The 12,539-nt window shown below is 36.4% G+C and carries 10 protein-coding genes; 2 read left to right on the top strand and 8 right to left on the bottom strand.

All coding sequences use genetic code 11. The annotated features are described in order from the left end of the window. Window positions 1–1,216: 1,216 nt before the first annotated feature. A complete protein-coding gene (locus IGK01_RS03010) occupies window positions 1,217–1,483 on the bottom strand; it encodes a hypothetical protein (RefSeq protein ID WP_438770569.1) in 267 nt (88 codons plus the stop codon). A 1,277-nt stretch (window positions 1,484–2,760) separates the two neighbouring features. On the opposite strand from IGK01_RS03010, the gene IGK01_RS03005 reads away from it, so the two are divergent. After that, window positions 2,761–4,683: a hypothetical protein gene (locus tag IGK01_RS03005; protein ID WP_438840491.1), complete on the top strand. Its 1,923-nt coding sequence runs from the start codon at window positions 2,761–2,763 to the stop codon at window positions 4,681–4,683. A 304-nt stretch (window positions 4,684–4,987) separates the two neighbouring features. On the opposite strand, the gene IGK01_RS03000 is transcribed toward IGK01_RS03005, so the two are convergent. The 3 genes from IGK01_RS03000 to IGK01_RS02990 form a co-directional block, all read right to left on the bottom strand. Further along, window positions 4,988–5,674 (bottom strand): hypothetical protein, encoded by a 687-nt coding sequence (locus IGK01_RS03000; protein ID WP_438840490.1) that lies wholly within the window; start codon window positions 5,672–5,674, stop codon window positions 4,988–4,990. Window positions 5,675–5,830: 156 nt separating this feature from the next. Then, on the bottom strand, window positions 5,831–6,439 hold the full coding sequence (locus IGK01_RS02995; RefSeq protein ID WP_108146445.1) for a metallophosphoesterase: 609 nt from the start codon (window positions 6,437–6,439) through the stop codon (window positions 5,831–5,833). Between the two features lie 92 nt (window positions 6,440–6,531). Beyond that, the gene (locus IGK01_RS02990) at window positions 6,532–7,803 is read right to left on the bottom strand and encodes an MFS transporter (RefSeq protein WP_226076711.1); all 1,272 of its coding nucleotides are present in this window, start codon (window positions 7,801–7,803) and stop codon (window positions 6,532–6,534) included. Between the two features lie 91 nt (window positions 7,804–7,894). Between IGK01_RS02990 and IGK01_RS02985 the strand changes: the two genes are divergently transcribed. Next, the gene (locus IGK01_RS02985) at window positions 7,895–8,674 is read left to right on the top strand and encodes a hypothetical protein (protein WP_010736188.1); all 780 of its coding nucleotides are present in this window, start codon (window positions 7,895–7,897) and stop codon (window positions 8,672–8,674) included. Between the two features lie 142 nt (window positions 8,675–8,816). On the opposite strand, the gene IGK01_RS02980 is transcribed toward IGK01_RS02985, so the two are convergent. The 4 genes from IGK01_RS02980 to IGK01_RS02965 form a co-directional block, all read right to left on the bottom strand. Then, entirely contained in the window at window positions 8,817–9,164 is a 348-nt protein-coding gene (locus IGK01_RS02980) for a DUF1831 domain-containing protein (RefSeq protein WP_010736189.1), read from the bottom strand. Between the two features lie 75 nt (window positions 9,165–9,239). Then, window positions 9,240–10,370 (bottom strand): cysteine desulfurase family protein, encoded by a 1,131-nt coding sequence (locus tag IGK01_RS02975; RefSeq protein WP_306795947.1) that lies wholly within the window; start codon window positions 10,368–10,370, stop codon window positions 9,240–9,242. A gap of 166 nt (window positions 10,371–10,536) precedes the next feature. Continuing rightward, a complete protein-coding gene (locus IGK01_RS02970; RefSeq protein ID WP_010736191.1) occupies window positions 10,537–11,517 on the bottom strand; it encodes a ribose-phosphate diphosphokinase in 981 nt (326 codons plus the stop codon). A 77-nt stretch (window positions 11,518–11,594) separates the two neighbouring features. Continuing rightward, window positions 11,595–12,449, bottom strand: coding sequence for a dihydrolipoamide dehydrogenase (locus tag IGK01_RS02965; protein WP_153830468.1), 855 nt, complete (start codon window positions 12,447–12,449; stop codon window positions 11,595–11,597). Window positions 12,450–12,539: the final 90 nt, after the last annotated feature.

Genomic DNA, 12,539 nt, shown 5'->3' with positions numbered 1-12,539 from the left:
AAAGAAAAATGAAAAATCGTAGATAAAAAGACATAGCTAAACACAAAATTCAACGTAATCAACGTCCTTTTCAGGTATCTATCTGCGATTCCTAACGCAAAAACGATACTCCCTCCATTGATGACCCAACAAATCGAAATTGTGACTATAAATAGATGCGGTTGATACTTAAATGAGTCAAACAAGATGGGACTAGCAAAGACACACGTAATAAATACAAGAAAAATTGATAATACCAATAGAACTACTGATTTTTTTGTACGAGACTTATTTTTTTGGAAAAGACATTTATACGCTCCTTTTTACTATTTTACAAGCACACATAGACTAACCAAAATAAAATAACCAACCATAGATACAACAAAAATTCACTAATATGATTCCTCTTTTCAAATATGGATAAGTGATTTTCGTTGAAAAAAACAAACTTGCAGTGCTACATAACCAACAAACCGTCATGATGAATATTCTGATTTCATATTACAATTTAGAATACGGATAGGCATAGAATAAAAATAAAAGAATAGAGATTGCCAATAAAACAATTGAAAGAATAAATTCTAAATAATTTTTCTTGGTTAACATTCCTATTCCTCCTCGTAAATAGTCTTAACTCATTTGGATAAACTTTCTAATAAACCATTCAATGAATTGCCCAATAACAATATACGTAGCAAAAAAGTAATTCAAAGAAATAAGCAACCATTTATACTGTCGAAGTTCCGCTTTAGTGGAAAAATAAAGTCCTAGCAGACTTGGAAAAGTCATCATGAAAAACAAAATAATCCGTAGAGCACTCTCTCCGGAAATGATTCCTCCAACAAAGCAACTCATCGAAAAAAACATTGCTATAGATAATCTGAATTGGTTATTCGTCATCTTATTCTCCTTTTAAATTTATGAATATCTGTATTTTCAAAAATCATATATAAACCACCAACCATAAATACAGAAAATGTTGATGCTAATGACAATACGTTTCAGAAATTTATTACTGATCGCCCGACAAAAAAATAAACTAAATCCGCTTAGTATCCAACAACCGTAGACAATAATCCTTTGATATACAAGTGGATATAGTCTATAGGATAAAAAATAATGTCTAGCAAGTAGACATGAAAGTATCAATAATACAAACGACAAAATCCAGTATTTTTTATTTTGAATCATTTTTTTCTCCTGCTTTCAATATCTTTATTGATACGTCTGGTCCTTTTTATTTATAAAAAAATCGTAAGAAAACATGGACAACGTCCCATCCGATGAGCGTAGTCGCAAATAAATAATTCACGACTAACAGAGCCCATTTCAAGTACCTATTCATAGTGATTTTTGTGGTAAAATGGATTCCCGCAAATCCTGGGGTAATGATCACAAACATCAAGATAAAGCCGATATATCCGCCATAATCTATGATTGTTCCCAATAGACACAAGATCGATAAAATCATAGAAACAATTAACCCAATTTTATAACCGTTCATAACTATCTCCTTTCATAATTTCATTTAAGTTATTATTGTTCGGATGACCAATTTACTTGATAGAATTTAACAATCAATAAAAAAGCCACCAACCATAGATACAGAAAATGTTGATGCCAATGACAATCACTTTCAGAAGTTTATTCCTGATTCCTCGACAAAAAAATAAACTAAATCCGCTTAGTATCCAACAGCCGATAATAATGATTCTTCTATATATAAGAGGATATTGCATATAGGGTAAAAAATAATGCCTAGCAAGCAGACATGACAGACCTAAAAAGACAAATGATAGAATTAAATACTTTTTATTTTGGGTCATTATATTTCCTCCTTTTTCCATTTTTTGATATGTATCATACATTACTTGTATAAATGTAAAATAAACTGAATAAAATACCAACCACTAAGCGTAGTCGCAAATAAATAATTCACAACTAACAGAGTCCACTCTAAGTACTTTTTCATGGTAGTTTTTGTAGTAAAATAAATTCTCAAAAAGCCAGGAATTATGATTACAAATGACAAAATAAAACCAACATACCCTCTATAATCTATGAGTATTCCCAATAAACATAAGATCGATAAAATCATAGAAACAATTAACCCGATTTTATAACCGTTCATCTAATCTTCCTTTCTTCTAAAAATTTTAGGTAACGCTATTCGCTGATTCAGCTGATTTTTATTCGTTGATCTCTTACAACCTATAGAACCCTCGTTAAAAACTGGATGAAATATCTGATATGAAGATGCGTTGCGAATAAATAATTTACGATGAACAAAAAAGATTTCAGAAGCTTATCCATAGTGATTTTAGTTGTAAAATAGATCCCAAAAAATCCTGGAATAATTGTTAAAAAAACTAACAATAATCCAATTAGTCCACGTCCATCAATCAGCGAACCAATAATACACAGAATAGATAAGGACATTGACATACACAAGCCGATTTTGTACCCATTCATAAGCTACTCCTTTCTTCGCTTCATTTAAAATAATCAAAGCTATTTTTGGATTAATAGAAAAATTATACATCTAACAATCAAAAACCAATAAATTGTTATTTAAAATAAAATTTAAAATAACTTTAAAATAAATCAATTAACTTGCAGAGAAATAATGAAAAATTCTTCACATTAACTTTTAATGATAAACATAATTAGATAAAAGCTTTTCCATAAATTCATATAAAAAAACATATAAAATTAAAAAATAGGTGTTTTTATAAATGTTTATATGTTATTATTTTATCATAAAATTAAGGAGGAAATATCATGAAGCTCAAACTTTTTTTCACAACTTTTATATTAATCGTTTCACTTCAATTCTCAAATATGCAGGTACATGCCGAAGCGGACTCTTATCAGTCTTTAGAGGATTATTATGAATTTTTCGAAAATGAATACGCTTCCTTCGAGCAGACATTTGAGGAATTTTCAGCTGGTTACTACAACCAGACACCTTATTTAGATGAGGATCAATTAAAAGAATATGCACATTCCGTCAATGACACGTATTTAACCGAGGAAGCAGAACGGTTAGCGAAAATCCCACCACTATGGTCTTTCAATATTGGCAATTCTTTAGATAATATTACTTTTGAAAAGAAGCCGGAATATGGTACTTATGACTTGTTAAATACGGTCCAGCCTGGAGATGTTATTTTTGAGGTAAACAGAGCTGATATTCTCATAAGATACCTTCATCATGTTATGATTGTCGATGATATTGTTGAAGAAACACATATAATCAATGGAAAAGAAGAAACCTTTACATATATTCGAACAATTGAAGCGACAAAAGGAAACTTCGGTGCCAAAAGTGATGGAGTTGTCTACGGAGTATTAGATGACGAACGCTTTGATTATACCAATGCCTCCATCCTACGAGTACCTGAAGCAACAGTTTTACAAAAAAAAGCTGCCGTAAGATTTATGGAATCACAACTAGGAAAAGGTTATGCCTTACATGATCTTGATGATCTTTATAATCATCGTAACCGCTCCTCTAGCCGATCTACATGGTATTGTTCCATGCTTGTATGGGCTGCTTACATGAACGCTACACCTGATGGCAACATTGATGACCTGACGCCTGAAAATGATCCGAATTTTCAAGGAATTGATATCGAGTCAAAAGATGACCTATTCGAATCTCCAACGATTACGCCTAATGATATAAAACGCTCCGATAAACTGGAAAAAATCAGTCCTTCGTTTCCCGAACACATCGATTATATAAAAAATATTACTTGGTCAGGGGAAGGTGCGCCGCTTCAAGGTGAAGATTTTGTTTTCAGCCCGAATTCTAACCTTTATTACCTTGAAAACGACTATCATTTCTTAGCCATCGACCAAAACAACCAACGTCCCTACACCAACAAATCACTTACACTCGGTCGGAACGCCAGTGGAAATGTTGTTGCACAATTAGATTTATTCACCAATTTCGCTTTGACTGATGAAGCGAAGCAAAAATACGCAGATAAAAATATCCCTGTTGTACCTAATGGTATTGAACTTGCGGATATCCCAAATTACGTGATGAATTGGATCAATCGCTATACTCAGTGTAGCTTTGATATTGTTTACTCAAAAGATATCACGACGGATAGTAATCACTTACGCTATAATCCGACTTATTCAAAAATCGATCAAAAAGCACATCCTTCATATGGCTATTTAGTTAGTCAAGTAGTACATACTCCTCCAGCATTTACTCAAAGAAAATTTGATTACACTGAGAATTTAAGTGTCTATGAAAATTATGATCTAGCCTATCCGAATCCATTGAATTATGATGTATCCTACACGAAGAACCGTCCGACTTGGTATTACTTCTTTAATAACTTCCATGCCTTGATCAAGCTAGAAAATGGTACCTATCGTTCCGCTACTTATCTACGATTCCATGGCTCTTTCACTACGCCTGCTTCTCAGAAAAACGGGTATGGACTGAACCATGATTTTACAATGACCGATGAAGCCAAAAAGATTTACCAAAATTATTACTATCATATCGGCGTCAACCAATCTGTGGATTACGCGATCGACTGGTTGAATCAATATACAAAAGAAGAGGTCCTTATCGTCTACTCAACAAATATCACGAATGATCTTAAACGTTTGAATGATGGGACAGCCACTGTTGGTAAAGGATTGAATAATCAAGGAAAACTCGTCAATTGTATTATTTAAACTTTCAATAGCTCCTTGGATTTTATGTCTGATGAATCTATAAAGTTGTTAGCAAGGATTGAACAAATGAACTCTACACTTTTTCCACCTAGTATCTAGATGAATGTCGAAAATAAAACAGGTGTGAGACAAAAGTAACATTTCCTTTTGTCTCACACCTTAAAACCGCATATGCGTTGGAAACATAGGTAACCTCATCAGAAAAGCGACAGCTACAAAAATTTGAAAACAATTTTTGTAGCTGTCGCCTTATTTCTTGAGGTAATCCATCCCCCACCTTCTTCTCACCTACTTTTCCTAATGGTTATTCTTTTGATCCAGCAACTTCTGTCTCTTCGATGAGGGAGAGTTCATCGACTTCACCGGATTCTTTATCAGTCAGTCGACTCATTCCTGTTACAGGATTAATCTCTTCTTTGATCTCTTCATCTTCATAGACTAGATAAAACCGATTTTCTGTACCATATTCTTCTTGCAATGTTTGAAGCAGTTTGTCATTTGTGACTGTTTCAAGTGCTTTGAACGCATCGTACTCTTCAATCGTCCCCTTTTCCTTATCTGTTATTCGAGCCATTCCAGTAATCGGATTGATTTCTTCTTTCGTTTGATCATCTTCATACTCTAAAAAGAATTTGTCCTCTGTCCCGTATTCTTCTTGTAGTGATTTTAGAAATTCTTCTTTTGTAAATAATTCAAATTCCCCGAATGCTTCATATTCTTCCGTTTCCCCTGTTTTTTTATTAGTGGTTCTAGCCATTCCAGTTACTGGATTGATTTCTTCTTTGTATTCATCATCCTCAAATTCAAGATAAAATCTGTCTTCTGTGCCGTATTCTTCTTGCAACATTTTTAATAGTTCTTCTTTTGTTTCTACTTCTTCACCGACTTGTTCTGTTCCTTGCGATGTGTCAGCAAAGGTAGAAACAGCACCAAAAGCAAATGCACTGAATAGGACAACTGAAGCTAAACTTACACTCAATTTTTTGATCATATGTCATCACCTCTCTATTTGATATGGATTTATAATAACTTAAAATTTAGAAAAAAAATGGATTTAAATGCAAACAAAAACCGCTTATTATCTAAACTATTCTTTAATTAAGAATAATTTAAAAATAACTAACGGTTTAAAATTATCGAGCGATGTTTAGCGTTGGATTTTTTGTAGCTCTTGAAACTTGGCTTCATAGATTTCTTCAATCTCTGCTTCCGAAAGTGGCGTGCCAAACGGGCGTTTTGCTTTTAATAATTCTCGCTCTGGCGCATCTACGCCTACATTGACGTCGTTGCCGATGGGTACGCTGTAGTGATGGATATGTCCATGAAGATTGCGTATTTTATCATTACCTCCGAGCAACAATGGATAATGGGTCAAATAGTATTGTTGGTGATTGAATTTTATGATGACACCTACATCATAAAAGTGAAACTTTTGCTTTCCTTCCTTTTTCCACGGATCATGTTGTTCCAAGTAGTTGAAAAAGGCCCGACTGTCATGATTCCCTTTGATAAAGTGGATCGTGCCATTCAGTTCTTTGACTAAGGAAAGAATTTCTGCGCTACCTTTTTCATACTTAGGGTGCATCGCGAGGTCCCCTAGATGATAAACATGGTCGGATTCCTTTACGACTGCATTCCAACTAGTGATTAATTGATGGTGCATGTGGGCAATATTTTTAAATGGTCGTGGCGAAAAATCACTATTACCGAGCAACCGTTCATGGAAAAAATGCATATCACTGATAAAATAATTCATCTAAGCTCACTCTCCTTTATAAATATCGTATGTGAAAACAAAAAAATAGGCAATCAATGCCTATCTTTAAAAAAGAAATTTATTGCTTTGTCTTAGCTATGTTTACTTTGTAATTCTAAATCGTAGTTTCTGGCTGAAGGAACCAGGTACAGTGCAATTGCGCAAAGTAATGTACCGACACCAGCAATCACAAACAATTTCTCCACGCCAAGAGCATCTGCTAGTGGTCCAGCAAAGATCAAACCGATTGGACCAGACAGAGACATCAGTGAATTGAACACACCCAACACCCTTCCTAAAATGCTTGGCTCAAAACTTTGTTGGATCATCGCCATGACTAATGTATTGTAGTAAGGCGTAGCCAAACCGGCAATGGCATTCAACAGAACAAAGTAAATAAATCCTTGTGAGGTTGCTGGCAATAAACCACTTGCTGTGACGGATACCCCTAAAACGATATAAGAGATGATCACTAGCTGCATTCGATTCTTAAAATGACCAGAAAAACCAATGACTGCGCCTCCGACTAACATCCCAACGGCGTAAATGACTTCGATCAATCCCGCTTGTCCAACTGTGCCATTAAAATAACCCATGGTCATCAGTGGATATAAGCTTGCGGCAGGCATGAACAACAGCATGAAAACTGCCCCATTGAGCATGATATGCCATAACCCTCGCTTCTCATATAGTTTCTTTACTCCAAATTTAGTATCCGCTAACAAATGAACCGTTTCTCCTTGGATGTCCATCTTGGGAATTACCACAAGAATCAACAATCCTACACCAAGAATGGCACCTAATACATCCAAAAGAATCAAAGCATTCATTGGTACCGCAGCAAATAAAAAAGCACCTAATCCAGGAGCAACGATATAATTCGCTGATTGCACCATACCCAATCGCCCATTGATCCTTGTTAATTCTTCTTCTGGAACCATTGTTGGTAAAATTGATTGGATCGTCGGCATTTGGAATGTCTGTGCGACCGAACGAATAAATAAAGAGACAAACACTAACCAGAGCGGAAAGGTCGACATCACTGTTCCTACAATGGATAAAATAAGTGCAAAGATCGCAACAATGATATCCGTATAAATCAATAATTTTTTCTTATCCCAGCGATCGATCAGTGGCCCAACAAATGGACTTAATAGAACCATCGGCAGCATTCCTAATAATGTGGCAAAACTTAAAATAGTCGCAGAACCTGTTTCTTGCGTCAAATACCAAATAATAGCATATTGAACAACCATACTTGTGATTCCTGATAAAAATTGTCCCATCAAAAATAAATTAATATTCTTTTTCCAGTATTTCTGCATAACGCCTCCTAATTTTGTATTCTTTCTGTATTTTACCATTCATTTGTCTTATATTTTTTTATAATTATGATTATTTTATTATTGCTTGAAAAACATGGTACACTGTAGAAAAAAACGGGAGGATACACCTATGACTAAGGTTAGTTTTCACACAACGATCACTGCTTCTGAAACACAGATCCAATTAGAGGAAGAACAAATCCAACTCTCTATTTGTTCAAAGCCAGTAAAAGAAATAGAAAATTCCTTTTATCTTTATTACTTAGACAAAAAGTGTCTGGCAATTGGTACAAAGATCCGCCCAAAATCCTTTGACCAAGTCATCACTATCCATTTACCATGGGATCTTGAAGCAGATTATTTTATGTATCTAATGAATAATCAAGCCACCGAAGCTGGTCTAACATTAGAAAAAGACAAAGATTTCAAAGAAAAAATCCCAGTTGAAGCAACCAAAAAATTAGCCCCGACGATCGAAAAAGTAATGACTGTGTTATCAACGTTTGGCTACGGATTTGCTCCGCTTGCTGCAACGAAAAAGAAACCTGCCAAAGCGCGTCATCGGTGGACGAAACAAATCAGCGAGATTCCTTTTACTGTGGAATTTCGTGGTAGCAAGGCAACACTTTACTGGATCAGTCGCAATGAGATGTTGATCAAAGCTGGCGCTACGTTATTACTTGATGCCCCTTTGAATAAAGATGGTTCGGTTAGTTATGCCGCGAAATATGGAGATAAGATGCGGGCTGACTACCAAGAGCAGATCAAAGATGGGAAAGTTGTGGAGGACATCATCGTCAAAAGTGTGAATGAAGCTAGCCTATTACTGTATTATGGCGGAACAAATAGTTGGTTAGAACTAAAAGATGCCCAAGGAAAAACATTAGATGAATGGTCAAAAGTTGAATGATCATTGACCGATAAATAAAAAAGTACCCAAGCGCTAGGAAGGACAGTTACGCATGCTCGCTGTCACATGAAGACGATACATGCACTTGTTTTTCTAGTGTTTAGGTACTTTTTTGTTTTTCTTTATTGTTTCACATGAGTACTTAGCCTTCTACTTTTTCAAATAGTCCACGACTGATCATGCTATCCATCAAGAAATAAAACTTATCTTGACTCATTTTTTGCTTTGGATCTTTAAAAATATCGACTGCACGCAAGCCATTGGCTGTCGTGATCGACATCTTCATTGTCTTGATGTCTTTTGCAACCGTGATTTTTAATTTAAAACCCTCTTTGCTTTGTGGTGTTGCATCAAGCGGACGTATCAATTGATAGTTCCCGCCATTTGTTTCTGTAAAGCCATTGTCGCGTAATGTGTATCTTTTTGCATCTGGATGTAAACGGTAGCTAACTGGAGAACCGAGTACGGACGCTGTTTGTTCAAATGCCATCTTTTTCACCTCAGTAAGTTTAGTTTCCTCTTTATTATAAAAGTTTCTAACTCGTTTTACTAGGTTTTTTAGCGCTTAGATTGCTTTGACTAAACCATCAGCAAATCGTTGGACTTCTTCTTCTATATTCCCATAGCCAAAACTGATGCGGATGGATTCTTTCAAGAATGGTGTTCCTTTTCCATACATGGCTTCTAGTACATGAGAAGGTTCGATATTTCCAGCAGTACATGCCGAACCGATCGAGATCGCAAAGCCTTGTAGATCCAATTTCATCAACAATAGATCGTTGACGATCCCTGGAATACGTAAATTCAGTACATGAGGTAATTTATTCGTCAAATCCCCATTGATTGCATATTCAATCTCATTTTCTGTCAATTTATCTAAAATCAGTTGTTGGAAGTCCAAGTATTTTTTATTACGTGCTTCTCTTTCTTCAAGTGTTAATATTTCTACCGCTTTCGCTAATCCACAGATCCCCGCTAAGTTTTCTGTACCGGCACGGCGTTTTTCTTCTTGTTCTCCCCCTAAAAGCAAAGGTGGGATATTTACGCCATCTCTTTTATATAAAAAACCGATTCCTTTCGGTCCATTGATTTTATGACCAGATATGCTCAAAAGATCGATTCCTAACTCTTGAGGATGAATCGTTTGATTACCATAAGCTTGAACAGCATCCGTATGGAAATAGGCTGGATGTTCTCGTAAAATTTCACCGATTTCTTTGATTGGTAATAAATTACCGATTTCATTGTTCCCGTACATGATCGAGACTAGAATCGTGTCTTCTCTTAAAGCCGAGCGGAAGTCAGCGATCGAGATATTTCCTTTTTGGTCAACTGGTAGATATGTAACCTCAAAACCCTTGTTTTCAAGATACTTCATCGTATTCAAGACTGCTGGATGTTCAATAACTGTAGTGATTAGATGTTTCCCTTCATTTTGACGTGAGAATGCTGTTTCAAGAATCGCAGTATTATCACCTTCCGTTCCGCCACTGTTAAAAATAATCTCATGCGGGCGGGCGTGCAAACTATCTGCCACGATTTGTCTAGCATTTTCTAATTTTTCATGAGCCATCCGACCAAATCCATGAATGCTCGAAGGATTGCCAAATGTCCCTTCCATGATATCCATCATTTCTTTGATTACCAACGGATGCATCGGCGTCGTCGCTGCATGATCTAAATAAATATTGCCCAATGTATTCATCCCTTTCAAATAGAACTAGGCACATTCTAGCATAGAAATAGCCAGTTACCAAAAATAAACTTAGGCAAAAAGAGGATTTTTTAGTAGATATGTCCAAGTTCCTAGCAAAAAACACCATAAAATGACCTAAATTCCGTCATTTTATGGTGTTTCATTTTTATCTAAAGCTCTTCTCTTCCAAACGGAACAGTGGGCTCATTGGCGTGTTTTCATGGATACGCTTGACGGCTTCACCCATCAAGTTTGAACAAGTGACGATCGTCAATTTTTCTGGGTGACGGTCTTCTGGTGTATACACAGAATCAGTGATACAGATATCTTTGATTGGTGCTTCGTCCAAGATCTCTTTTGCAGGCTCTGACAACAAGCCATGGGAAGCACAAACATAGATATCTTTGGCGCCATTTTCTTTCAAGACTTTGGCTGCTCGAGCGAATGTCAATCCAGTATTTAAAATATCATCAACCAGGATACACGTTTTTCCTTGAACATTCCCGATCACGTAACTTGCTGCTGTCCCTTCGACTTCTTCGTCCGCATGATCAACGATCGCTAACGTACTATTCAAGTACTCTGATAAGCTACGCGCGCGTTGGACACCACTGTTCTTTGGTGAAACAACGACAATGTCATCGCCGACCAGACCAAGTTCACGGTAATAATGCGCAAATAATGGCATTGTAAATAAGTTATCTACTGGAATATCAAAGAATCCTTGTACTTGCACCGTATGCAGATCTAAGGTCAATACACGTGTCGCTCCTGCTTCTTCAAGCATGTTCGCAATCAATTTTGCTGTAATTGGTTCATGGGGCTTCGCTGTACGGTCTTGTCTCGCATAACCATAATAAGGCAACACCACATTGATCGTTTTGGCACTTGCACGTTTCATCGCATCGATCATGATCAATAATTCCATGTAGTAATCATTGACTGGTGCATTCGTCGATTGAACGATGTAGACATGGTCGCCACGGATACTTTCTTCAATGTTGATTGAAATTTCTCCATCACTAAATTGTTTGACTACACTTTTCCCTAACTCTGTTCCAAATACTTTGGCGATTTTTTCTGCTAACGGTCGATTCCCATTCAAACTAAAGATTTTCAACGTGTCGTCCTGATACTTTTTACTCATGACATCCTCCCAAACTTCTCTATTCTTCGATAGTTTAACATATTTCGTTCCGTATTTCTGGTATTTTCTGAAAATAATCAAGGAAGTGAGACTGTTCCATTTCCCCAACTTGCAGGAATCACTTTATTTGTGTTTCCCCAATTATCATGGACTTTATAATAACGCTCACCAGAAGCTGATTCATAGTAAGCATAAGCAGTGACCCAATGATTGCCGTAGGTACTGCCTAGCAATCTTAAAATACCGATCATCACAGGTTTTCCTTCGCGAATCCGCTTTGTTGCTCGTTGCCAAGAACCGACTACTGTACTTCTGGCATAAATCGGTTGTTGTTGTGTTCTAAAAAAGGCTGAGATCCCTGTACTTACTTGGATAGGTACAGTGGGCAAGCCTAAAGGTTGGATCGTTTTACGCAGTTTTTGGATCAATTCTTTCGCATCGCGGGAATCTTTTCGGCGAATATCTGAAGGAATCAGATTCGGCATACGATAATCTTGATAGTAGGCAAGTAACACTGCTGCCGCATAAGTGCCACAAAGATAACCAGACGTTGTTCGCCACTTTTTATAAGTCAAGAAACGTTGCTCTGGCAAGCCTACCCAACAATCAACTAAATAAGTCGTTGGCGCTTGTTGCGCCCACTTTGCCAGAAGTTTATCGATCAGCTCATCGTCAATTCCTTCTGCATTTATACTGGCTTCTTGCCACATAGTGGATGTTGCAATGCTTGTTGAATAGGCGTTTACCGCTGTAATAAATTCGACTGGTTTTCCATGAGGATCAACGATCAAATAACTCTCATTTTCAAAAATCACTGCTAAATAGTATTCGTTCTCCCGTCTTCTCTTTAGCAGACGAAACTCACTGATTCGCTCTGTTTTGCCATCGAGCGTGATTTCTTGCCATTTCCCACTTACTTTACTCAGAATCAATCACCTCCACCTACATTATAAGGGATAGTCCTAAAAAAATAAATCAGATCGACTAATGGTTGATTGCGCGTTTTGAACATTTTTCCTGAT

It is taken from the genome of Enterococcus sp. AZ080, assembly GCF_051714945.1.
In the GTDB taxonomy this organism is placed as follows: Bacteria; Bacillota; Bacilli; order Lactobacillales; family Enterococcaceae; genus Enterococcus_B; species Enterococcus_B pernyi.
The sequence above is the reverse complement of the archived record's forward strand: the minus strand, read 5'-3'. Positions and strand labels throughout refer to the sequence as shown.